At 42.7% G+C, this 24,290-nt stretch carries 19 protein-coding genes; 6 read left to right on the forward strand and 13 right to left on the reverse strand.

Features of this window, described 5'->3' with window-relative positions; all coding sequences use genetic code 11:
- Nucleotides 1-500 precede the first annotated feature (500 nt).
- From qoxD to NIE32_RS03145, 6 genes are all read right to left on the reverse strand, one after another.
- Nucleotides 501-818: a cytochrome aa3 quinol oxidase subunit IV gene (gene qoxD, locus NIE32_RS03120; RefSeq protein WP_253052927.1), complete on the reverse strand. Its 318-nt coding sequence runs from the start codon at nucleotides 816-818 to the stop codon at nucleotides 501-503.
- Nucleotides 819-1,442 (reverse strand): cytochrome aa3 quinol oxidase subunit III, encoded by a 624-nt coding sequence (gene qoxC / locus NIE32_RS03125; protein WP_253052929.1) that lies wholly within the window; start codon nucleotides 1,440-1,442, stop codon nucleotides 819-821.
- Nucleotides 1,442-3,409, reverse strand: coding sequence for a cytochrome aa3 quinol oxidase subunit I (gene qoxB, locus NIE32_RS03130; RefSeq protein WP_253052931.1), 1,968 nt, complete (start codon nucleotides 3,407-3,409; stop codon nucleotides 1,442-1,444). Before qoxB ends, qoxC begins: the two co-directional genes overlap by 1 nt.
- Nucleotides 3,402-4,361: a cytochrome aa3 quinol oxidase subunit II gene (gene qoxA / locus NIE32_RS03135; protein ID WP_253052933.1), complete on the reverse strand. Its 960-nt coding sequence runs from the start codon at nucleotides 4,359-4,361 to the stop codon at nucleotides 3,402-3,404. Before qoxA ends, qoxB begins: the two co-directional genes overlap by 8 nt.
- Before the next feature lie 423 nt (nucleotides 4,362-4,784).
- Entirely contained in the window at nucleotides 4,785-5,933 is a 1,149-nt protein-coding gene (locus tag NIE32_RS03140; protein WP_253052935.1) for a LysM peptidoglycan-binding domain-containing protein, read from the reverse strand.
- Nucleotides 5,934-6,083: 150 nt separating this feature from the next.
- The gene (locus tag NIE32_RS03145) at nucleotides 6,084-7,853 is read right to left on the reverse strand and encodes a putative bifunctional diguanylate cyclase/phosphodiesterase (protein ID WP_253052937.1); all 1,770 of its coding nucleotides are present in this window, start codon (nucleotides 7,851-7,853) and stop codon (nucleotides 6,084-6,086) included.
- A gap of 234 nt (nucleotides 7,854-8,087) precedes the next feature.
- Between NIE32_RS03145 and pdxK the strand changes: the two genes are divergently transcribed.
- Nucleotides 8,088-8,933, forward strand: coding sequence for a pyridoxine/pyridoxal/pyridoxamine kinase (gene pdxK, locus NIE32_RS03150; RefSeq protein ID WP_253052939.1), 846 nt, complete (start codon nucleotides 8,088-8,090; stop codon nucleotides 8,931-8,933).
- A 95-nt stretch (nucleotides 8,934-9,028) separates the two neighbouring features.
- Nucleotides 9,029-9,658, forward strand: a complete 630-nt coding sequence (locus tag NIE32_RS03155; protein WP_253052941.1) for a fumarylacetoacetate hydrolase family protein — start codon at nucleotides 9,029-9,031, stop codon at nucleotides 9,656-9,658.
- Nucleotides 9,659-9,701: 43 nt separating this feature from the next.
- Here NIE32_RS03155 and NIE32_RS03160 read toward each other — a convergent pair whose 3' ends face one another.
- Entirely contained in the window at nucleotides 9,702-10,322 is a 621-nt protein-coding gene (locus NIE32_RS03160) for a TetR/AcrR family transcriptional regulator C-terminal domain-containing protein (RefSeq protein WP_253052943.1), read from the reverse strand.
- A 237-nt stretch (nucleotides 10,323-10,559) separates the two neighbouring features.
- On the opposite strand from NIE32_RS03160, the gene NIE32_RS03165 reads away from it, so the two are divergent.
- Complete coding sequence (locus NIE32_RS03165; protein ID WP_253052945.1) at nucleotides 10,560-11,285, forward strand: ABC transporter ATP-binding protein; 726 nt, start codon at nucleotides 10,560-10,562, stop codon at nucleotides 11,283-11,285.
- Nucleotides 11,282-12,490 (forward strand): ABC transporter permease, encoded by a 1,209-nt coding sequence (locus tag NIE32_RS03170; protein WP_253052947.1) that lies wholly within the window; start codon nucleotides 11,282-11,284, stop codon nucleotides 12,488-12,490. The genes NIE32_RS03165 and NIE32_RS03170 overlap by 4 nt, the downstream gene beginning before the upstream one ends.
- A 296-nt stretch (nucleotides 12,491-12,786) precedes the next feature.
- Here the strand turns inward: NIE32_RS03170 and NIE32_RS03175 are convergent, their stop codons facing one another.
- On the reverse strand, nucleotides 12,787-13,296 hold the full coding sequence (locus NIE32_RS03175; RefSeq protein WP_253052949.1) for a PTS sugar transporter subunit IIA: 510 nt from the start codon (nucleotides 13,294-13,296) through the stop codon (nucleotides 12,787-12,789).
- Nucleotides 13,297-13,727: 431 nt separating this feature from the next.
- Between NIE32_RS03175 and NIE32_RS03180 the strand changes: the two genes are divergently transcribed.
- Nucleotides 13,728-15,923 (forward strand): alpha-galactosidase, encoded by a 2,196-nt coding sequence (locus tag NIE32_RS03180; protein ID WP_253052951.1) that lies wholly within the window; start codon nucleotides 13,728-13,730, stop codon nucleotides 15,921-15,923.
- Between the two features lie 43 nt (nucleotides 15,924-15,966).
- Here the strand turns inward: NIE32_RS03180 and NIE32_RS03185 are convergent, their stop codons facing one another.
- The 4 genes from NIE32_RS03185 to NIE32_RS03195 all read right to left on the reverse strand — a co-directional run bounded on the left by NIE32_RS03185 (nucleotide 15,967) and on the right by NIE32_RS03195 (nucleotide 19,978).
- A complete protein-coding gene (locus NIE32_RS03185) occupies nucleotides 15,967-17,865 on the reverse strand; it encodes an ABC-F family ATP-binding cassette domain-containing protein (RefSeq protein WP_253052953.1) in 1,899 nt (632 codons plus the stop codon).
- 90 nt (nucleotides 17,866-17,955) lie between these two features.
- A complete protein-coding gene (locus NIE32_RS03190; RefSeq protein WP_253053276.1) occupies nucleotides 17,956-18,588 on the reverse strand; it encodes a class A sortase in 633 nt (210 codons plus the stop codon).
- Between the two features lie 66 nt (nucleotides 18,589-18,654).
- Nucleotides 18,655-18,786 carry a hypothetical protein gene (locus NIE32_RS14180; RefSeq protein WP_290443417.1) on the reverse strand — a complete coding sequence of 44 codons (132 nt, stop codon included), beginning with the start codon at nucleotides 18,784-18,786 and terminating at the stop codon, nucleotides 18,655-18,657.
- Nucleotides 18,787-18,898: 112 nt separating this feature from the next.
- A complete protein-coding gene (locus NIE32_RS03195) occupies nucleotides 18,899-19,978 on the reverse strand; it encodes a response regulator (RefSeq protein ID WP_253052955.1) in 1,080 nt (359 codons plus the stop codon).
- A 166-nt stretch (nucleotides 19,979-20,144) separates the two neighbouring features.
- Between NIE32_RS03195 and NIE32_RS03200 the strand changes: the two genes are divergently transcribed.
- Complete coding sequence (locus NIE32_RS03200) at nucleotides 20,145-23,219, forward strand: ATP-binding protein (protein ID WP_253052957.1); 3,075 nt, start codon at nucleotides 20,145-20,147, stop codon at nucleotides 23,217-23,219.
- 65 nt (nucleotides 23,220-23,284) lie between these two features.
- Here NIE32_RS03200 and NIE32_RS03205 read toward each other — a convergent pair whose 3' ends face one another.
- The gene (locus NIE32_RS03205) at nucleotides 23,285-24,178 is read right to left on the reverse strand and encodes a DMT family transporter (protein ID WP_253052959.1); all 894 of its coding nucleotides are present in this window, start codon (nucleotides 24,176-24,178) and stop codon (nucleotides 23,285-23,287) included.
- Between the last annotated feature and the right edge of the window lie 112 nt (nucleotides 24,179-24,290).

Genomic DNA, 24,290 nt, shown 5'->3' on the forward strand with positions numbered 1-24,290 from the left:
AACTCGCTTGCATTTACGCCTGCAGTCAGGAGAGCCAGTCGAATTCCCCTTCAAGTAACTTATTATAAAGTGAATATCAATCAATATCAATCAAATTAATTCATAAAGCGCCATATTTTGAAGTTTTTTGACTGATTTATGAACTTCATTTGCCAATTTTCTTCAACACTAAAAAATCTGCCTAAGCCTATATTTTGACTCACTAAGTCTTCACGTATACAAAATTCTGTCGACTATGACTATTCCCATTTACGTAAGAAAAACTGGGCAAAAACGCCCAGTCCCAGTCCTTATTTCGCATTGATGATGCTTCGATAGCGCGCTTGCCGCAGGTGATCCGTGAGCATCCTCATACACGCGCGTAATCTGCGGGGTCTCACTTGGCTCACTCCTCCCGCAGGCATAATGCATCTTTGCTACATTTTTTAAGCAAAGTGTTATATCGTTTCTTTTCTTTCAAAAAAGGTGGAGCATTAATGCCCCACCTTTAAAAATCTTTCTTATATTGTGTATGCCAAAATCCATATTGTACCAGCAACGACGGCAAAAGCAACATAGATACCGAAGAGAATACCAATAACTTGATGGACCGGCTCAGTGCCCTCCGTCACATGCATGAACATAAACAGCTGGATAAACGCTTGGAAAATTGCCAAGCCAACTATGATCGTTAAAGTCACGTGTACTGGCAATGATAAACCAACCGCAATCCAAAGTGCTAGAAATGTCAGCGCAAGAGAAAGGACTAAACCAATGACCTGTTTCCAAGGAAAGCCGGCATGTTCTTGTTTCATGACCTGATTCTGATTTTCACTCATTTAAATCACCCACCCTGTCAAATAAACGGCTGTGAAGATGAAAATCCAGACAACATCTAGAAAGTGCCAATAAAGACCAACCATGAATGCTTTTCTTGCTGTTACCGGTGTAATTCCCCTTTTTCTCAATTGGAGCAGAATACCAATAATCCAGACAATACCTAATGAAACGTGGCAACCATGCGTTCCAAGAAGGATAAAGAATCCTGAGAGAAATGCACTCGTTGAAAGTGTTGCCCCTTCATGTGCGGCATACGTATAGAACTCATTCGCTTCAAGTCCTACGAAAACAAGGCCGAGCAAGATGGTAATAATCAGCCAACCAATCAAGCCCTTGTTGTTATGGCGACGAAGTTCCATTGTACTTAGTCCACAAGTAAAGCTACTTACTAACAGAACAATCGTTTCTGCCATAACCGGTCCGATTTCAAACAAATCATGCGCATTTGGTCCGCCTGCTGTGTGACTTTGCAAGACAAGATAAGTACCGAATAAAGTACCGAACAGCACTAATTCAGCCGCAAGGAATATCCAGAAACCGACAATGCGCAAATCGCCTTCTTCAGTTGAATACTCCAAAGGCAAAGTGCTTTTGTTTTTTTGGCTAAGCAATGAATCCATCATTAGGATAACCTCCCCGTGGCAGCCTCAGTCTTCTCAATCTCATCGACTGGAATATAGTGGTGGTCGTTGTAAACAAAGGAACGTGCGATCATGCAGGCAACCACACCAATTAATCCTGGGATGCCCATCCAATACCATTCAAAGACAAAACCAAACCCAGCAATGAACATGAACCCTGACATAATCACAGGAATTCCAGAGTTATTCGGCATATGAATGGGTTCATAAGGTTTTGATGACTTTCTCAAATCACCCGTTTTTCCTTCTTTCATAGCAGCCAGTGGATCACGCGTTGAAATTTCAGGAATGTGCGCGAAATTATACTCAGGAGCTGGTGACGAAGTCGTCCATTCAAGCGTACGGCCACCCCATGGATCGCCTGTTGTATCTCGTTTCCCATGGATGGCGCTCCAGATAATATTCCAAGCCATAATGATAAAACCAAGCCCCATGCCAAAAGCACCGATCGTAATGACGATGTTAATCGGTGTCCAACCCAATCCAGCAGGATAGGTGTACATACGACGTGTCATTCCCATCAATCCAAGGAAATACATCGGCATAAAGCAAATATTGAAGGAAATCATGAAGATCCAGAACGACCATTTTCCTTTTCTTTCATCAAGTAAGTAGCCAAACATCTTCGGCCACCAATAATGAAGACCGCAGAAAATACCGAACACTGTTCCTGCAATTAATGTGCTGTGGAAGTGTGCGACAAGGAAATAACTGTTATGGTACTGATAATCTGCCGGAGCCATAGCAAGCATGACACCGGTAATCCCACCAATTGTAAAGTTAGGTATAAACGCCAACGCCCAAAGCATTGGTGTGGTAAATTCGATTCGCCCTTTATTCAGCGTAAATAACCAGTTAAATATTTTGACACCAGTCGGTATCGCAATCAGCATTGTTGAAACGGAGAAGAATGCGTTGACCGGAGCCGTATTTCCCATTGTAAAGAAGTGGTGCAACCATGTAATAAAGCTCAATACCGAAATGGCAACCATTGACCAGACCATCACGGCATAACCAAAGAGTGTCTTGTGTGCAAAGGTTGCAATGACCTCGGAGAAAATACCGAAGACCGGCAAAAGCACGATATACACTTCAGGATGCCCCCAAAACCAGAACAAATTGGCCCAAAGCATTGGCGAACCGCCTGCAGCAATCGTGAAGAAATGTGCACCAAACAATCGATCGATCGTCATCAATGCGAGCGCAACAGTGAATGCCGGAAACGCAAAGACAACAATAACCGAAGTAATGAGAATCGACCACGTAAACATCGGCATCTTGAATAAGGTCATTCCCGGCGCACGCATCTTAATAATGGTGACCAAGAAATTAATCCCTGTTGCCAGCGATCCGATACCAGATATTTGAACGCCAAGCACATAATAATTCTGTCCGACACCAGGATTCAATTCTGCACCTGCAAATGGTGCATAGCCTGACCATCCTGCATCTGGAGAACCACCGATGACAAATGATAGGTTAAAAAGCATTGCTCCAGCAAAAAACAGCCAGAAGCTCAATGCATTCAAAAATGGAAAAGCAACATCACGTGCACCGATTTGCAATGGCACCGCAATATTCATCAATCCAAAAATAAATGGCATAGCAACAAAGATAATCATAATTGTGCCGTGCGTTGTAAATACTTGGTTATAATGTTCCGAATTTAGAAAATGCAAATTTGGCAATGTCAGCTGTGTACGCATCATCAATGCATCGACTCCGCCTCGGAACAGCATCAAGAGCGCCGCAATAATATACATAATTCCAATTCGCTTATGATCGACTGTAGTCAGCCATTCTTCCCACAGCCATTTCCATTTTTTGAAATAGGTAAGTACAACGACAATACCGATTGAAGCCAAAGCAATGGATGCATCAGCTCCATAGATCATCGGATCCCCGGTAACGAAGAAATAACCAAGAAACGACTTGATGGACTCAATCATCGTGATGTCCCCCTTTCCCGTTATGATCCATGTCCATGTTCTTGTCCATTTTCATGCCTTGCATGGAATCATTCTTTGTTGACTTTCCAGCTTCAAGCGCCTGCATTTGTGCCTTATTCAAATCCTTTTCTGCAAGCTTAGGATAAGACGAAAACGCTTGAGGTTTAACCGTATCAGGCTGTAATAGCTTCTTATAGCCATTAAGCGACAAAGCCGGTTTGTTTTGTTTAACATCATTCACCCAATTATCAAAGTCTGTCGCATTTCTTGCCATAATCGTAAAAGTCATATGTGCAAAGCCACGACCAGAATAGTTTGAGCTTCTGCCATCATAGTTACCAGGCTTATCAGCCTGAAGCCACAATTTCATTGGCATATCTGTCATTGTGTATTGTTGTCCACCAAGTTCGGGAACCCAAAATGCATTCATTGCATCATAGGCATGCAGGCGAAACTTCACCGGTGTTCCGGCAGGAATGACTGCATAATTAACCGTTTCGATTTTTTGATCCGGATAGCGGAAAAGCCATTTCCATTGAACGGACGTTACATCAATCGTTAGCGTTTTGCCAGCCAATTTTGCAGGTGTGGCAGTAGCTTTCGGTGGGTGATTCAGTGCATACAGTGTTTGAACCGTAGGCACAGCCAACAGCACACAGATAATAACCGGAATGATCATCCAAACAATTTCAAGCTTCCTGTTACCCGTGTCATTAGGATCGAAGCCTTTACTGTTTTTACGGCCATACCGTGCAAGCACATAAACAAATAATATGAGCACAATAGCAAGAACAAGGCTCATCATAATTAGTGACCAAATAATCAAATGATATTGCGATCTTGCTACAGGACCTTGAGGATTTAATACGGCAATCTTATCTGAACATCCCGTGATCAAGGGTAATGCTAACAATAGAATTGCTGGTTTTATCATAGTAATTAAATTCTTCAAGCTGCTCTTCCTCCCCTCTATTTCTCTGTTCCGCTACTTAACAAAGCAAGCACTCACATTATAGCATAAACTTTTAATTATAACTTTAATTTAATAGCGATATAAATATATTTGTTACAGACCGTTGTACATTTAAATTAACGTTGTATTCGTAACCATTTATTAACATAATATTCATCGTTTATTCACACAACGATTACACCATCTCATAGAAAGTCTAATCATCATTCGATTAATTCATTCATTTTTCACTCCACTTAATAACCTTGTTTACGATTCTCAATATTTCATTCAGTTTTTATCTTCAACCCGTAACTTAGTCCACATCAACTTATCGCTGTTCTCTCTTCAATAAAAAGAATCCGAAACACTTATGCTTATGCAATGTGTTTCGGATTCTGAACCTGTGTAGGTTTCCTATTCTCACAAATAAGATTCTGGTATCTGCAAATGTTGTCCCGGATAAATGAGCGTTGAAGACAAATTGTTCGTTCTCATTAATTTATTAACTGTGGTGCCATGAAGTGTGGCAATTTGCCAGAGACTGTCACCACTCGCCACTTTATAGCTTTTTTTTGCTGTAGAAGAGGAATGGGCTGTTTTTGCATAGGAAGTCTGGGTGACTGTTACATCCTTTGATGAGCCCGTTGACACAGATAGTTTCAATGTCTGACCTGGATAGATAAGATCAGAATGCAGTCCATTCATCGACTTCAAGGCACTTAGTGACATCCCATTCTTATTGGCAATTGCCCATAAATTGTCTCCACTTTTTACCGTGTATGATGACGAAGCACTTGAAGAACTTTTTGTAGAAGTCCCTGCGGCTTGATCGGATGTGGTCTTCGTCGTCGTTGAGGAAGATGGTGTTGCATGTACTGTTCCGGAAAGTTTCAGAACTTGTCCCGGGTAAATCAGATTGGATTTCAGCCCGTTAAGTGATTTTAACTTTGAAAGCGAAATTCCATTGTTATGCGCGATCGCCCAAAGGCTGTCTCCACTTTTGACGGTATATGAATTGGATGAGGCACCACCTCCCGATGACGATTGGGAGGACTGCGTCACCAGACTGTTTTGTGTTGGAGCAGAAACACTGTCCCCCGAGGCAATAACTCGTTGAGCATTAATAAATTTCGGTTCCCAGTACGACTGAGATCCTCCACCGCTAAATACATTGGTAATATGTACGCCAACCGTTTCTTCCGAACTAATCATTTGTCCATTACCGATGTAAATACCCACGTGGTCGATTTTGCCATCACCGGAGGTATCAAAGAACAGCAAATCTCCTGGCTGCACTTGGTCCTTAGATACGCGTGTGCCTATGGTCGCTTGAGCGGACGAAGTCCTTGGTAAAGAAATATTCATAACCTTGCTATACATCAGTTGAGTAAATGATGAACAATCAAACATGGATTCCGAAAAGGAGGGTGCCCCATAAACATAGGGTTTGCCCTGATAACTTAATGCCTTATTAACGACATCCTGTCCAGATGCTGCTAAGGCCTGTTGGCCCGTTGCTGAGAATATTAGTCCTCCTACAATCGCAGCAGGAACAATGATTTTTTTCATAAAAAACCGCCTCCTAAAATCCTGCTAAATGTTTGAGTTGTAATCTATATTAGTTGAACTTGACTCTACCAAGCTGTAATAACAGGTGTAGTGTACTAAAGTCGTTATCTCTCAAGTATTTGTCGCCCATGTGCAAGCACTGCTCACTTATTAAATGACTGTCTCACTAATTTGCGAGTTTATGAGCCCGAGCTGATCAATCAGACGCTCTGCAGTCAAAGGACGGGCAAACAGGTAGCCTTGGGCAAGCGCACAATTGGTTTGTTTTAAAAATTGAACATGTTCAGCAGTCTCAACACCCTCGGCTACGACTTGCAAATCTAATTCATTTGCAAGGGCCACAATCATTCTTACAAGCGCCACATCATGTTGATCATGGCGGTTACCTCGTATAAAAGATTGATCAATCTTTAGCTGACTCAATGGTAATTGTTTCAAGTAATTTAATGAGTTGTAGCCAGTTCCGAAGTCATCAATGCTAATACTTACACCCAATTTTTCCAATGCCTGCAGTTTCTGTGACATGACAAACAAGTCAGCTCCAGCCGTTTCCGTAATTTCAAGCTGAAGGCTTTTTGCCGGAAGTCCAGAGTCATAAAGCGCAGATTGAACAAGAGTAACCAAATTTTCCTGAAAAAGCTGTCGCGGAGATAAGTTGACAGATACATTAAAGGAATAGCCTTGATCCATCCAGAGCTTTGTTTGCTTACATGCCGTCCGAAGTACCCACTCCCCTATTTCTTCGATGAGACCTAATTCCTCGGCCATAGGGATAAAAACTCCGGGTGAAATGACACCGCGCACTGGGTGTATCCAGCGCACCAATGCCTCAGATCCAATAACTTTACCAACCTTTAAATCAATTTGTGGTTGATAATGGATCGTGAACTCATTACGTTTTACCGCGTGACGCAAATCCATCTCAAGTTCCAGACGCTTTCTTAAACCGTTCAAAATACCCGGATTATAAAATTCATATTTCCCGCGGCTATTCTTTTTTGCGTAGTGGATCGCGGCGACTGCACTTTCTATCAACTTGCTCCCTGTATCGGCATCCTCAGGGAAGAAACTCACACCCATCGTTATGGATTCATACCAAGGTATATCATGCAACTTGATGGGTGCTGTGAACGTGTTCATGATACGCTTAATATGCATCTTCACGTCTGATCGTGTTCGATTCTTAAATAAAATGGCGAATTCATCATCACTAAAGTGATAAACACGCTCCCCTTCACATTCTTTCAGGCGCTTTGCTGCTTCTTGAAGCAACTTATCGCCCGCTTCTCTACCTATAGTGTCGTTCACTCGATTCATGCTGTCAATATCAACAAACACCAATGCAAGTGAAAGCGCTGGATTCTCAATTGTTTCATGATCGAGTCGGCGACGTAACGCAATGCTCCCAGGAAGTTCTGTTACAGGATCAATGAGGTTCTCTGTATCCGTTTCATCCTTCACGTGGGCATGTTCCTCAACATCGGCTGTGCCTACATAATGACTGTGCTGACCCTTAATCCTCTGGCATTTTACGACCAAGGAAATGCGTGACCCATCTCCCCTAATCACAACAAGCTGCTCTTCAAATTCTGTCCTCTGGCCTTCTCGTAACTGTCTGATTAAGGTTGCTGTCTCCTCTGAATTCTGTAGGGAAACAACATCCTGCCATTTCAGTTGCTGTAATGTCTCAGCAGAATAGCCCGTCAATTCGCAAAACCTGTCGTTGACATAAATGAAGGTGTCTCCTTGTATGATGAACGCACCAATATGTAGGCCATCTGTAATTTTTCTAATGTTTTTTTCACTTTCTTCTTTAACACGCAATCTTTGGATATGAAAGAACATTAACAAAGAAACTACACAAAGGAGAATAGCCAGAATCGCCGCGACGATAATCAGCCATCCGCTGTTCACTGACACTGAAGAAAACACCTGCCTTCCAAATCCAGACCCGCTCGTTCATAGCGAGCGGCAATAATCTACAACTTCTTTATCGGTTTGTTTATACATCTATTTAACGGCAAACTGTTTATTTTTTAAAAATTTTTATGAAATTGGTCCCAACCTCCCGTTCGAGCAATAAACATAGTTTTTTAAATTTTTACTGATTATAATTAAGGATAAAGCAACGTGATATCTATAGGAGGATTGTTTATGAGTGGACATTTCAAAGCCATGACTATTGCAGGATCAGATACAAGCGGCGGTGCAGGTATGCAAGCCGATTTAAAAACTTTTCAAGAGCTCGGTGTATATGGCATGACTGCGCTCACATGTATTGTGACGATGGATCCCCATAAACATTGGTCCCACAGCGTCACAACTTTGGACACAACCTTACTCAAGCAACAATTAGATACTATTGTCGTTGGTATTGGTGTTGACGCGATGAAGACCGGCATGCTTGGGTCTCCGGAAATCATTCGGATTGCCTCAGACGTCATCGATAAAAATCATTTGGAACGAACAGTCATTGATCCGGTAATGGTTTGCAAGGGTGCTGAAGAAGAAATTCAACCTGAACTGCAACCTGAAAACACAGCCGCTATGCTGAAGTTTCTCATTCCTAAAGCATTAGTCACTACGCCAAACCTTTATGAAGCTTCCAGGTTAACGGGTATGCCTCGGATTACAACCGTTGATCAAATGAAAGAGGCAGCGGAAAAGATTGTTGCACTTGGCGCGAAAAATGCGTTAATTAAAGGTGGGAGCAGATTGCCGAACACTGATCAGGCAGTCGATGTCCTTTATGATGGAAAAGATTTTCATATCATTGCTGATGAGCGTATTGATACACCTAATATTCATGGAGCGGGTTGTACTTATGCAGCAGCGGTTACTGCTGGATTAGCAAAGGGCATGTCCGTACTCGAAGCAGTTAAAGTTGCGAAAAAATTCGTTACTGCTGGGATTCGAGCCTCCTTTAGTCTGAACGCATACACCGGACCAACTGACCATAGTGCTTATAAAAAGGAATTGGTTGCTGGCCGATTAAAATGACTGTGAGTGATCTTGTCAGCTGCCGCTGTTGATCAAGCAGATCCCCTTGTCACCCAAACGGATACGATGTAGATCTGATTCAAAGGAGCAAGAAGATGAAAAAGTCAATTCAAAATATTTTTTGTGTAGGCAGGAATTATGCAATGCATGCAAAGGAATTAAATAATGCAGTACCTACTTCTCCGCTTTTTTTCTCAAAACCTACACATTCAATTGTCGAAGCAACAGGACAAAGTGTGACTTTACCTGGAAATCAAGGTGCTATTCATTTCGAAGCCGAATGGGTCGTCCACATCGGGCGCGCCTATTCTCCTGGCGCCAAAGCAGATGACTTGATTGACGCGATGGCACTTGGCGTTGATTTTACATTGCGAGATACGCAAACGATACTTAAGCAAAAAGGTTACCCGTGGCTTGCTGCCAAAGGGTTCCTAAATTCGGCGTTGCTCACTCCGTTTATGGAATTTCCTGGACTTAAAGCATGCTCAAAAACTGATTTTACACTTCATATCAACGGCCGAGAAGTTCAGCGTGGCAACATCAGCGACATGATCTTCAACCCGCAATCGCTGTTAGACTATTGCGGGCAGCACTACGGACTTGGGGAAGGTGATCTTCTGTTTACAGGAACGCCTGCGGGGGTTGGCAAAGTAACGAGCGATGATCGCCTCACATTAATATGGGGAAGCACCGTTGTTGGTGAAGCAACTGTTCGCTTAAACTAAAGCATAAAGAGTAAAAACGTCCCGTTATTACGTGGACGTTTTTTTATTTAAGTGCTTCAATTCTAAAACCAAATGTTTTCAAAGGGCCCTGCGTCATAATGAGAAACACTTTTCGTGCCATATCCTTTTCAGGAATGCGCATGTGATTCTCAAACCACCAAGCAACAAGGCCGATCATCCCTGTTGAGACAAATATCGGTAATATTTCCATAGTAGTTGGGTCCGTTCCTTTGTCCGGAAGTCCCAGCAACTCCATTTCTCGATGAAATTTGTTCAAAAAACGTTGCTGCATTCTATTCCGGAACATTGGAATCCCTTCATTAAATAGCATTGCTCGAAAAAAACGCTCGTTTTCCCGGAAATGTGTAAACAATTTCAGAATAAATTGAGTAATGCGTTCCGACATCACATTCTCTCCTGAAAGATAGTCACTGGGATGAAATTTATCGATGGTTGCTTCCAAGCCTTCATCAATCACTTTTTCCAGCAAATCATATTTATCAACATAATGGAGATAGAATGTTCCTCGACCAATTTTTGCAGCTTTTGCAATATCTTTCACTGTAATTTCGTTAAAGCTCTTTGAGAGAAGCAAATCAAGAAAATGTGATTGTATCGCAGAACGTGTCTTCACCACGCGAAGATCTGTTGATCGGCTGTTCACCGTTCTCCCTCCTTAGTCATAAGAACTAATCTTAGTGCACATTGATTTTTGCTTAAGTGTTCTAAGCACTTCTCAATTTTTTTTGCATAGTTACAAAGGAAATATGTGACATATTATTTATCTGTGTTCATTAATGGTCATTTTTATCTTTATTGGCTATTGAACATTTCTCAAAGCCATTCTATCATAATTAATGAACACAGTGTTCAATTAGGTAACACAAAGGATGTGACGATAATGAGTTACCCAGTTAAGGGGGAACATCTTCATAAGCACTATAAGAATCAGATTGTGCTGAATGATGTATCTCTTACGCTACATGAAGGAGAAATTTACGGTCTGATTGGTCCATCGGGCGCCGGAAAAACAACGCTTGTCCGCATTCTGCTCGGTCTTGAAAAAGCAGACAAGGGAGCTGTAGAACTGTTCGAGCAGAAGCCAACCTTGAATGCTTTCCGATCGCTTGGCTATATGGCTCAATCTGACGCTCTATACAATGAATTAAGTGCCTATCAAAATCTTGATTTTTTCGCCTCCATTCAAGGGATGAGCGGAAAAGCGAAAAAACAGCGCATTCTTGAAGTTGCAAAAACCGTTAATCTTGAAAAAGATCTTAAGAAAAGTGTTGCTCAGTTTTCAGGGGGCATGAAAAGACGGCTGTCATTAGCCGCAGCTCTTGTACACAGGCCTCGCCTCTACCTGCTTGACGAACCAACAGTTGGTTTGGATCCGATGATTCGGCGCAACATTTGGACGCTTTTTCATTATTTGAAAGGAAAAGGTGCGACCATCATTGTTACAACACATGTTATGGATGAGGTGGCACAATGTGATCGCGTCGGACTACTAAGTGAAGGTAAATTGATCGCTCAAGGTGCTCCTAAAGAGTTGATGGATCACTATGGCGTACCCTCTGTTGAAGAAATATTCATTGCTATTGAGAAAGCAGGCGATAAGAAATGAGAAATCTAGTTGCAATGGCAAAACGCATTATCCGTCAAATTGTTCGTGATAAGCGCACACTCGCCCTGCTCATTATTGCACCACTTCTGATCCTCACCCTTGTCTGGTTTATTTTCGGAGCTAAGGCAGCGGAACCAAATCTGGCAATCATTCACTACAAATCATCCGACTTGCTGCCTGCTTTTAAGTCCAGCGATTATGCACGGATGAGTCCACTTCAAGCGAGACAAGCGCTTGCGGATAAGAAAATCGATGCTTATATAGATTTAGAAACACCAGTCAAAGTCCATCTGGAAGGCAGCGATCCATCACGAAACGGTCTTGCAATGAGTAAAATTAATAAATCAATGCAGATCGTTCAGCAAATCAACGTCAAAAAAATGAAAGCCTCATTCACCGACATCATTCACGCACAGCAAAAATCCATTCAGGAACAGCAACAAACATTAAGACAAATGACCGAAGTAATGCAACGGTACGCACCGTCCGCGCTCACCTCGATTATGCAGAATGCGCCAAAAGGAGAAAAGCCAACAGCAACAGCAGCACCGGAGAAAGTAAAGCTGGATGTGACGTATTTGCATGGTAACGATGATTTGAATACCTTCGATTCCTTCGGCCCTGCGATGGTTGGTATTTTTGTCTTCCTTTTCATTTTCATGATCGGAGGTGTATCTTTCCTCCGTGAACGAACAACCGGAACATTAGACCGCCTAATGGCTTCACCAATTAAAAACTATCAAATCATTTGGGGCTACATGATTGGTTTTGGACTTTTTGTCATCGTCCAATCATTCATTCTGACTTGCTACATTGTCTATGTCCTGAACATCTATACCATTGGCCACCTGTTGGATGTTCTGATTATCGTATTCATCCTATCGTTTAGTGCATTGTCACTCAGTATCCTGCTTTCAACTTTTGCTTCAAACGAGCTTCAGATGTTCCAATTCATTCCACTTGTCATTGTGCCCCAAGTTTTCCTTTCAGGATTATTTCCTATTGATACGTTACCTGGATGGGTTCGAGCACTTGGCAACCTCATGCCTATACACTATTCAACTGAAGCGCTGCGAAACATTATGATTCGCGGTACACGTTTCGAGGGCTGGTGGTTTGATGGACTAATTCTGATTCTGTTCTCTGTTGTCTTTATCGTGATCAATATTCTGGTCATTCGAGCATCTAGACCAGTAGTTGATTAGGCTACATGTTCAAAATAGTCATTTGTGCCCACTGAATCTAAGCTGCACAGACACCGTATTACGCTGATTCACATGCTTATTCGATTAATTGAGAAAAACCGGGCAAAATTGCGCAGCCCTTATTTTAATGCGCTTCGTCATTCGCTTGCTTCGGGCGTCGCGAATCTTCGCTGCATTTTTACGCAAACGGACTTATACTTTTGAACGTCCTCACCATTCAAGCGGATCATGAATAGTTCCTATCTTTACAAAAAAGTCTGCACCCCAGAAGGGTGCAGACTTTTTGCCTGTGTCACTTATGATTGAATGGTTACTTTGTTGTCTTGAACAACCACTTTTTCAGCATCTTTTAAATTTGTGAATACGACAGCTGTAATCGTTGAGGGGACTTTATCCGCAATTTGGTCAAAATCAACTTTCAGCAACTGGTCGCCTTTTTTTACTTTGGCACCGTCTTTGGCCAAGGCAGTAAAGCCTTCACCTTTGAGTGACACCGTCTCTAGACCAACATGGATCAATAGTTCTCTACCATCATCGGATTTAAGAGAAATTGCATGTTTGGTTGGAAATATATTGGTTACTTCACCATTAACAGGTGAGCGAACGATATCGTTTTCTGGAATGATAGCAAATCCATCCCCCATCATTTTTTGTGAAAAGACAGGATCCGGAACTTCTGTGATCGGTACAACTTTGCCCTGTAGCGGCATATAAAATTCACCCGCTGCGGCAATATCTTCTTTGCTTGGCTCATGCTGATTTGTATTTGCTTCGTTTTTGTTGAACAACTTTTTAAACAAACCCATCCTCTGCTCACCTCTCCGAGAAAAAATATCTATCCATATATTAACTATACTGTTCGTCCTCTATTTAGGCAAACAGTTGATACTATAAAGATCAAGCGGTGATTTATTGACCGTCTCAATCATAAATTACTGTATTGACTACACTTCTTTTAGGTTGAAACAAGCAAAGATGGGCAAAAACCGCCCAATCCCAATCTTTTTATTGGTTATGCTTTGATTGCTCGCTTGTCGCGGACGAACTGTGAGCCTCCTCGAACAGTCCGAAAAGTCTGTGGGGGCGCACGTGGCTCGCGATCATCAGGAACGATCCTGCAGTCGTCTCTCATCTTGCTGCATTTTAAGCAAAAAAGATTCCTTTCTTTTAAAAAATACGAAAGATAATCGTAGATCATTCAATCATTACCAATCAATTAATTCGTGGGGGGATCCTTTTGATCAACTATGATGCGAAGACGCATCGTTTTCATCTGCAGACAAAGCGTTCGAGCTATATTTTTTCTTTGGATCACGGCTATCTTCTCCACCTCTACTGGGGAAAAAGGATTAATGAGTACAGAGGGAGTCGACCACTCATTTACGCACCAAGTTCATTTGCACCCTATACAGATCCTAAAAATCGCGGATTTTCTTTGAGTAACCTTCCTCTAGAATATCCTGCGTACGGAAATGGTGATTATCGCCATCCCGCTTATCAGGCTCAACTTACCAACGGTTCTACCGTTACAGACCTTCGCTATGTCGGTCATCGAATCTATACAGGAAAACGCAAGCTTTCTGGTCTACCTGCTACATATGTTGAACAAGATCAAGAAGCACAATCATTGGATCTTTTTCTTCACGATCCTGTTTCCGGACTTTCCGCTATACTTACGTATTGTGTTTTCCGCGATTTTGATGCAATCGCTCGTTCAGTCCGTCTTGAAAATCGTGGAGAACAGCCACTTCGGCTCTTGCACATTGCGAGCAGCAGCGTTGATTTTCGAGACGATGCCTTTGACAGCCTAACCTTGTATGGTGCACACAACAACGAACGAAACATTCATCGTCAGAAATTAGCGCCTGGCTCACAAGTGATTGAAAGTGCGCGCGGCGCCAGCAGTCCGCAACACGATCCTTTTTTCGCACTGATGCGAACAAATGCGGATGAGTACTCCGGTGACGTATACGGATTCAGCCTCGTGTACAGCGGTAACTTTGCCGCCAAAATTGAAGTCGATCACTATCGAACGGTGCGCGCGTCAATTGGGTTAAATCCTTTTGACTTCTCATGGAAACTTGTTCCAGGGGAATGTTTTCAAACACCGGAAGCTATTCTTTCCTATTCCGCTAACGGGCTCAGCGGTCTGTCACAAGTCTACCACCAGCTCTACCGGTCACGGCTCGCACGAGGAAGCTATCGCGATCGTTTACGACCCATTTTAATTAATAATTGGGAAGCCACTTACTTCAAATTAAATGAGAAAAAGTTGCTCGCCATTGCAAAAGAAGCGCAGCAAGCGGGTATCGAGCTATTCGTGCTTGATGATGGATGGTTTGGAACCCGTGACAACGCTAAGCGTTCACTCGGAGATTGGTTTGTTGACCGTCGTAAGTTACCGCATGGACTTACATGGCTGTCTGATCAGATTCATGAGATAGGTCTGCAATTTGGACTATGGTTTGAACCGGAAATGGTATCTCCGGACAGTGACTTATATCGATCGCATCCGGATTGGTGTCTTCATGTTCCCGATCGTCCGCGCAGTCTCAGCCGTTTCCAGCTTGTGCTCGATCTGTCTCGAGCCGATGTGCGCAATTATCTCAATCAAACTTTGACCGATATCATTGAAAAAGCAAATCTTAACTATGTGAAATGGGACATGAATCGTCATATGACGGAAATCGGTTCTGCACTACTACCCCCTGACAGACAACGAGAAACCGCTCATCGGTATATGCTCGGATTGTACCAATTGCTCGACACACTGACGCATCGATTTCCGGATGTGCTGTTTGAAAGTTGTTCAAGCGGAGGCGGGCGATTTGATCCTGGTATGCTCTACTACATGCCTCAGACATGGGCCAGCGACAATACGGATGCCGTCAGCAGATTGAAAATCCAGTATGGCACCAGTATCATATTTCCACCAATTTCCATTGGTGCCCATGTTTCTGCAGTGCCCAATCATCAAATTGGACGAGTGACCACGCTAAAAATGCGCGGTGATGTCGCAATGTCGGCCAACTTCGGATTTGAACTTGACCTCACCCGGTTAACGGATGAAGAAAAAGCAGTTGTGAAGCAACAGGTCGCGTTTTATAAAAAAATTCGTCCGCTTATTCAATTTGGTGCGTTTTACCGAATCACAAGCCCCTTTGAACATGAAGACGCAGCATGGTGCTTTGTTTCCCCTGACAGAGTTGAAGCAATCGGCTATTACTTTACCGTGCTTGCCAGCCCCTCTCCAGCGCTCAAGACATTTCGATTTCAAGGATTGGATCCTCAAGGTTTCTATGAGGAACTTGCCACCGGAAATGTATTTGGAGGCGATGAATTAATGAACGCCGGCCTAAATGTACCCGATGAAAAAGGTGATTTCCACAGTTATGTCTGGCGGTTAAGGCGGTTTAAAAAGAATGGTCAATAAATAAGAGCAAAAATCTGTATGGATTTTTGCTCTTTGACTACACTTATTGATTCTCGATTTCTTCTACTTTAAGCGATAACTCGGTCCATCGTTCCATTGCCTGATCCAGTTCTGCTTCGGTTTCTTGCTGCTTTTTATACAATTCCTGAACCTTGCCGGCATCGCTTCCTGACTGACCAATATCTTTCTTTAACTGCTCCACTTGTTCTTCGAGCGATGCGATTCGGTCTTCAATCCCGTTCCATTCTTGCTGCTCTTTATATGTGAGTTTTTTCTTTTTGGCAGCCGGCTTCTTTTGAACGAGATCTTTTTTCTCTGCCCTTAGTTTTGCAGCCGATGCCTGCTCTTTTTTCCGTTCATCCATGTACGCGCTGTAGTTTCCCTCAAATCGGCGAATAACCCCGTCCCCTTCAAATGCGATCAAACGCTCTGCAATCCGGTCAAGGAAATAACGATCGTGCGACACAGTTAAAATTGTTCCAGGGAACTGAAGCAAATAGTCTTCAAGAATTGACAAGGTCTCTGTATCCAGATCATTCGTTGGCTCGTCTAAGAAAAGTACATTAGGCTCTTCCATTAAAATGCGAAGCAAGTATAACCTTTTATGTTCACCGCCGGAGAGTTTATGAATAAACGTGCGCTGCCTTGGGCGGGAAAAAAGAAAACGTTCCAACATCTGTTCTGCAGTGATTTGCTGGCCGTCCGAAGTTCTCAATACTTGAGCGGCTTCCTTAATATAATCAATAACAGTCAATTCTTCATTCATTTCCAAATGTTCCTGAGTATAGTAGCCAATTTTTACCGTCTCACCGATTTCTACAGTACCAGAATCCGGTTGTATCCGTTTCGCCAGCAGATTAAGCAGCGTCGATTTCCCACAACCGTTGCCCCCAATAATACCAAGCCGCTCACCCGGCGTGATCAGTAAATCAAAGTGATTAATGAGATGGGAGGTCCCAAATGCTTTTGACAATTGCTTGGCTTCAATCACTTTCTTCCCCAATCGTGTAGTACCCATTGCAAGGTCTACCGATTTTTTTATTTCGGGACCTTTGTGTTCCTGTAACTCGTGCACGCGTTCCACTCTAGCCTTTTGCTTTGTGGAGCGCGCTTTAGCACCACGCCTAAGCCAAGCGAGTTCACGGCGCAGTTGATTTTGGTGCTTCATTTCCCCAGCCGCTGCTTGTTCCTCTCGTTCAGCTTTCTTTTCAAGGAACAATTCATAATTTCCATCATAAACATAGAGCTCCCCATGGTCTAATTCAAAGATCTTACGTGTGACCCGGTTCAAGAAGTAGCGATCATGCGTCACCATGAGTAGCGCACCGGGATACTGGTTCAGTGCTTCTTCCAACCAGTCAATCACATCATTATCCAAGTGGTTTGTCGGTTCATCAAGAATGAGTAAATCCGCTGGTTGTATCAACGCACGCGCCAAAGCAATTCTTTTCTTTTGCCCACCGGAAAATGTATTAGCAGGGGTTTGAAAATCATGAACCCCTAGCCGAGTTAAAATACTTTTTGCAGCTGCCTCAGCTTCCCATGCATTTGCAGCATCCATTTGTTGTTGACGGTCCATCAATTTTGCCTGTAAACGCTGATCCGATGGATTTTTTTCCAAATTGGCAAGTGCCTGTTCATAATTACGCAGCGCAACCATAACTGGTGAAGTACCTGCATAGATATAATCCAGAGCCGTTTCACCCTGGTCAAATGTCGGCGTTTGCGGCAGATAAGCGAGTTTGAACGCATTTGCATGGCGAAGTGATCCGCTTTCTGCCGAATCTTTACCAGCTAAAACATTCAATAGTGTTGATTTTCCTGTACCGTTAACCCCGATCAAACCGATCCGTTCACCTTCGGATATCGAAAATGATAGATGATTAAATAATGTTTGTGTGCCATACGTTTTATATAAATCTTCCACGTCAAGAATACTCAAGAATACCATCCTATCTTATTAATGCTTTTATTCTCTACAAAGAGAAGAAATTCTTATGTTCAAACAGCCGACGATGATGAACCGCTCTGCCTAATGATTTGTGACGCCCAATAATTTCCCAATGACAATCAAACGTTTTGGTGTTCGTGTTGGTTTGTCACAAGTTATGAGCGTGATCCGGCGATCCTTTGTTTGATCAATGACATTACCCTCAGTCTCACGTACAACTTTTTTTTCGATGACTTTATAAATATAATCTTTTTTTAAATTCGTAATAACGACTTTGTCGCCAAGTTTCGCATGCATTAACGGTCCGAAGAGTAAACTTTCTCGGCGCATATGATGCCCTGCGAGCGGATAATTCCCTTTGCCCATCTCCTGATCCGGACGCATCGTTGTTGCCCCAACAAGCAAATGAGACGTCGTGGTCCCTTTTAGGATGGGTAATTTAATTCCCAAGCGTTTGATTTGGATTTGCCCAATGATTGATCTGGAATAATCACCCATACTTGACTTCACAGTCTCATAGAAAGATGGAGGTTGAATAGCTCTAAAATCATAGGATGCATCGCGTTGATTATTCTTATCGAGTTGAGCAGCTGTTAACCTATTTGAATTATTGTTCGTGCTCAGGAAACCGATCAAGCGCTCCTTTAAGAATGGAGAGGCAATCATAAGTAGCCCTGCTGTAATCAGTACAACGATCAAAATCTTTCGCCACAACATCTATCCCGCCTTTAGCCAATAAATAGCACCTGATCAAATCTTACCATGATCGGGTACTGAATGTTATCTTAGATCACCAATCTCATGATTTCTTATTCTTTTTCTTTTGGAAAAGCCAATGACACCGGCTGCAAACAACCGTACCGCAACAAACCAGGCATTGACAACTTCTGAACGAATAGCAGAAATTGTCAAACAGATGCATTTCGTAAAAAAAATTCACATACAAAAAAAGCCAAGAGTCCCCCTGTTTGGATTCACGGCATTCCTCTAACTTTATATTATTGAAATCTTCTTCGGTAGAAGATCAATTCATTGCATCTTTTACTTTTTTATAGTGTTGGTAGACACGGATGGCTCCGTCGACGTTGCCCATTTCATTATAAAGCTTGATCATCATCTTCATATTGCGTTCATCCTCAGGCTCAATGCGTACGACTTGCTGACAAACGTTTAATGCTTCCGTCTTCATATTATTTCGGCTCAGAAATTCTGCAAGTGAATACGCATGTTCCAGCCAGAGCTGCGACAGTCGGACCCGTTCCGGCTCTGCCCAGAGAAAGCCGTATTCATTAAAGTAATGATCTTTATAGGCTTGAAACAACTGGATATGTTTTTGATAGCCGAACTGATCAAGAGGCGGAAGACTGTCTAAATCTCTTTTCCATTGTTCGACATCAATAGTAACTTCTGAGATATTAAGAGAGTAACCGATATCATTTTTGATAATGCGTTGCTTCAGAGGCAATTTTTCCATCAACTTACGAATCTGATAGATCGTAGTATAGAGCTGTGTGGTCCCCTTTTCATCGTCTGTACCTGGCCATAGGAGGTCGATCAGGCGTTCCTTGTTGACAAAACGTCCGTGTTCTTTAAGGAGATAAGCATAGAGTTCACGTGCCCGTGATGTGCGCCATTTGACAGGTATGTATGATTTCTCACCATTTTCAATCTGATAAAATTTAAGATTGTCAAAGCACTCGATACCAAACTGGTTTTCTGACTGCTCCCTATCTGCTCGTTCAGCATTGATATTTTTCATCAGCCGTACAACCGCCTTTTCAAGACGCTGTTTTAGAATTGGCTTTAGCAAATAATCGATTGCATTAAGCTCAAATGCTTTAATGGCGAATTCATCATAGGCCGTTGTAAATACGATTTGGATCGGTGAATCATCGGCTTGAAGCGCTTCTGCCAACTCGATCCCGCTGAGTGCCGGCATCTCTATATCAAGGAAAACGACGTCGGGTTTAAGGGCTTTCGCTTCATTAAGTGCTACTTCAGAATCAGTAAATGTGTGAATCTCCTGAAATTGATCGATTTCTTGAAGCATCTTCTTCAACTGTTTGCAGGCAAGCACTTCATCATCCACCACAAATGCACGCACAACTCCGCCCCCCTTTCAGCAAATATCCTAAAATTTCAGTTCATTACCCTAATTATACCATGAGTCCCGTTGACAAGATCATACAAAAGGCTCTTCTTGTATTCAATTTCCACTTTGAAACTGATAGAATTACAGGTATTCGAATGACTTTGGGAGTGACCTCGCAGTGCAGCGCCTATTTTCCTTTTTTATCGTCCTATTATGTTATATAGGTCTTTCTTGCATCTTTATTTCATGGAATCACGATTACGAGGACAACTTACCGACTGCGAAAAATGGGATCCTCGATCTTACGCACTGGAATTTTGAAAAAGGCGGCAATGCCGTTTTAAACGGTATGTGGACATTTTATCCGAATCAACTGCTGACACCAAAAAGTATTGAGAATGGCAACGGGAAGAATGCCCAATTAACAGTCGTTCCAAATCAGTCACTCAAAGAGGATCCCAAAAGGCATTTAGCTTCGGGGACCTATCGTCTGTTGATCCGCTCTAAGCAGGGCGGAAAAATGATGGGGATTCGCACAACCGCCATTTACAGCACCAATCGGCTCTATATGAATGGCAGATTAATCGGGCAAAGTGGCAAACCTGCATTGAGAAACAGCGAATATCCTTCCCTCCGCCCTTATGTCACTTACTTTCCGATAAAAAAAGGCCTCAATGAACTCATTGTCCAGACCTCCCGAGCGGATGGATCTGCTGGTTTCGGCATCGCTAAACCTATTTTTATGGGTATACAAAGTAAGATTACTTATAGCCATGACATCATCTTGTTCAACGACATGCTGATGATCATTTCCTTTTTCTTTATGAGTCTTTACTTTTTTGGCTATTATTTCCAACGTCGAAAGGATATTCACTTACTTTTCTTTTCGAGCTTCTGCTTACTTTTTGCCGTCGTCATTTCATGGATCAGCCAGGGCCGCGTGATTTATCTTTTCTTCCCAAATCTTTCTCTAGGTGGCCTCACCATTATTGAATCGTTCAGCACAATCGCGATCAGTCTTTCCGTTTTCCTTTATCTTTACTATGCCTATCCGAAACTCGTGTCCAAACTCGTGACGAAAGTAAGTATTGTCTGGGCGCTCGTAACCGTTTCTCTCGATTTTCTTCCTTTTGATCGCTTAACGCCTATTGAATTGCTGCTTCATACTGTTCTGGCCATTGGTACGATCTTTTATGCATCCTATATCTTCGTCCTTGCAATCATTAACAAAGTAGAAGGAAGTATCTATCTAACGATCGGTGCTTTTGCGATGAGCGTGTTCGTCATTATTGCTACGATCAACATATACAGTTCCAAAGTACTGAGTTCCATCTACTCCGTCTCTTCACTTATTTTTCTACTTATGCTCTCTTTGGTGATGTCCAAGCGCTTCTCTATTGCGTTTAAACGCAGTGAATCCTTAGCCGCAGAATTGATTCGAAATGATCAGTTAAAAGATGAGTTCATCGCAAAGACCTCTCATGAATTCCGGACCCCGCTGAATGGAATTATTAATACCGCACAGACTTTGCTTGCAGGCAGCCGTAACCGAACGATCAGCGACGAGGCGGACAAACTTCAAATGATCACACGCATCAGCTATCGTCTTTCCGCGCTCGTCAATGATATTCTTGACTTAGAAAAAATCAAACAAGGAAATTTACGAATAAACTTGATTCCTTTAGATGTGGCGACTACGGTAACTACAGAGCTTGCTTTTTATAAGCTGACTGCAGAAAAGAAGGGGCTGTCCCTATCCAATACAATTCCAACGGACTTACCTTTGATTCACGCTGATGAGAATCGATTCAGGCAAATTCTGAATAATCTTGTCGACAATGCCGTCAAGTACACGCAAAGCGGGCAGATTACATTAAGCGCCGATCTGCTTGAACATGAAGTCGAAATACGAGTTGCTGATACGGGTTCAGGCATTCCCAATTCCGAGTTGGCGTCGATTTTCAATGCCTTTGAACGGAGAGAGAGATTGAATCAGAGTGAAGGTGCCGGCCTGGGACTTAATATTGTCAAACAGCTCGTTGAAATTCAGAAGGGACGTATTTGGTTAGACTCAGAAGTCGGGGTTGGCTCTACTTTTCATTTTACAATGCCGCTTTTTAACCCAGATCAAGGCGTAGCTCCCGGTGCTTCCGTCCGCGTCCCAAGTGCGGATTTCGAAAACCAATCGGACGTGTCGACTACCGTCGACAATCTTGTAACTCCGTACCTTTCCCCTACTGTTCAAGCACCAAAAATCTTGGTCGTTGACGACGATATTGAGAATCTAAAGATTCTGATCGACATGCTTGAAGGCATTCCTTACAATGTCGTGGCGGTCAAAAACGGCTCAGAAGCACTGAACATTGTAAAGCATGAAAAGCTGGATCTTGTAATTCTCGATTTGATGATGCCAGGCCTGTCCGGATTTGATGTCTGCCGGGAAATTCGTGAACAATACAGTTTGGTCGACTTGCCTGTCTTGATGCTGACGGCTGCGATTATCAATGGCGACAAGCATTATGCGCTTCGATCCGGCGCAAATGATATTTTGCAAAAGCCCTACAATTTTTCAGAATTCTCCGCACGTATTCGCGGACTAATCTTGATGAAACAGGCAGCTGGTCAGGCGACCAATATGGAAGTGGCTTTTCTTCAGTCGCAAATCCGTCCACATTTTCTTTACAACGTGTTAAATTCAATTATCGCGCTCAGTTATGAGGACGTTGAGAAATCACGCGAAATGACTGCTGCATTTGCTGCCTATCTGCGTGGCAGCTTTGACTTTCAAAACACATCGGCCATGAGCACATTAAGAAAGGAATTGTCCCTTGTCCGATCTTATTTGACGATTGAGAAAATGCGTTTTCAGGATCGGATTGATGCAGTGATTGACGTGGATGACTCGCTTAATTTTCCAATTCCTCCACTCATGATTCAGCCGCTGGTCGAGAATGCAATTCGGCACGGGATCGCCAAGAAGAAGGCAGGCGGTCGTTTGACGCTTTCCGTAAAACCCCTGTTAGGCGCCAGCTACTTGGTAACTGTATCGGACAATGGGGTTGGTATGGATGAAAAACAGATAAAGCAGCTTCTGTTAAAAGAACGAAGCGGCGGTGTCGGTCTGAAGAACATCAATGAACGGCTGAAACACTATTATGGAACTGAGCTGATGATCCAAAGTACCGTTAGACTCGGCACCACCGTATCCTACAGACTTTCTGTAGATGAATCTCAGATGCAAACAGATGAATGAACAATACAGAACAGAACCAGTGCAGCGATGAAAAGCGTTTATAATGGGATAAAAACCCTTCCCGCTTAATTAGCAGAAAGGGTCTCTTTAGTCTTCGCCTTTTTATTAGTCAAGTACACTCCAATGATGACCAGCACGCCTCCTGCTAATTGCGGTAATGTGATCGGGTTACCCAGTAACAAACTAATTAATGCAGTAAAAACAGTCAGTAAATTAAGGTAGATGCCCGCCTTACTCGCACCGATTACCCGAATCGCACTGTTCCAGAATATAAACGAACACACGGAAGGGAATAAAGCAATATAGACAATGCCTAATGTTGCGTTTCTACTAAGATGAACTGAGAATCCAGACGTGAGAAAGAACGGCAGGAGCAGAATCAACCCGATTGTGGCGGATACGGCTGTACCCGCAATCGGTGGAATATCACTCAGCTTTTTCCCGATCAATGTATAAAAGGTCCATACCGTGATCGCAACCAGCATCAGTAAATCCCCATGATTATAGTGGATGCTGAACACCTGAAGCAACGCACCCTGTGTCAGTACAAGCAATACGCCGATTAATGAAAGAATAAGGCCGAGACTATTCATGACCGAAAGTTTTTCTTTCAGAAACCAAACAGCGAAAATAGCGATGACGGCCGGATTAATGGAATTAACCAATGCTGCATTCAGCGAAGTAGTATAGCGTAGTGCTTCATATAAAAGAATGTTATAACCAACGATTCCGAGCATCGAAAGAACAAGAAGAATCTTCCAGCGTTTCCATATCGTTAGCCATGTTGGTTTTTCAATCATTTGAGCCAATGGATATAAAATTATTATGGCTAAAAGCCACCGTACAAAAGTCATCTGTACCGGTGTCATATCACTGACGACATACTTTCCAAACACATAATTTCCCGCCCAGAATAAGTTAGCGAGTACAAGAAAAATCACCGCCTGGTATTTCTTCATCTCTGTTATTTCCTCCCCAATGAAAGATCATCTATGTACAGCTGGCCATCCGTGATGGCATCAGCTTATTTTTCCATGTTACTATCTTCTTTCCATATTTTTCATACAACTG

It is taken from the genome of Sporolactobacillus kofuensis (assembly GCF_024125425.1).
Classification (GTDB): Bacteria; Bacillota; Bacilli; order Bacillales; family Sporolactobacillaceae; genus Sporolactobacillus; species Sporolactobacillus kofuensis.

Coding starts and splice junctions, on each gene's coding strand:
- pdxK (WP_253052939.1), top strand. CDS start 8,088: ATGAGTGGACATTTCAAAGCCATGACTATTGCAGGATCAGATACAAGC.
- NIE32_RS03155 (WP_253052941.1), top strand. CDS start 9,029: ATGAAAAAGTCAATTCAAAATATTTTTTGTGTAGGCAGGAATTATGCA.
- qoxB (WP_253052931.1), bottom strand. CDS start 3,409: ATGATTGAGTCCATCAAGTCGTTTCTTGGTTATTTCTTCGTTACCGGG.
- qoxD (WP_253052927.1), bottom strand. CDS start 818: ATGAGTGAAAATCAGAATCAGGTCATGAAACAAGAACATGCCGGCTTT.
- NIE32_RS03165 (WP_253052945.1), top strand. CDS start 10,560: ATGAGTTACCCAGTTAAGGGGGAACATCTTCATAAGCACTATAAGAAT.
- NIE32_RS03170 (WP_253052947.1), top strand. CDS start 11,282: ATGAGAAATCTAGTTGCAATGGCAAAACGCATTATCCGTCAAATTGTT.
- NIE32_RS03205 (WP_253052959.1), bottom strand. CDS start 24,178: ATGAAGAAATACCAGGCGGTGATTTTTCTTGTACTCGCTAACTTATTC.
- NIE32_RS03175 (WP_253052949.1), bottom strand. CDS start 13,296: ATGGGTTTGTTTAAAAAGTTGTTCAACAAAAACGAAGCAAATACAAAT.
- NIE32_RS03140 (WP_253052935.1), bottom strand. CDS start 5,933: ATGAAAAAAATCATTGTTCCTGCTGCGATTGTAGGAGGACTAATATTC.
- qoxC (WP_253052929.1), bottom strand. CDS start 1,442: ATGATGGATTCATTGCTTAGCCAAAAAAACAAAAGCACTTTGCCTTTG.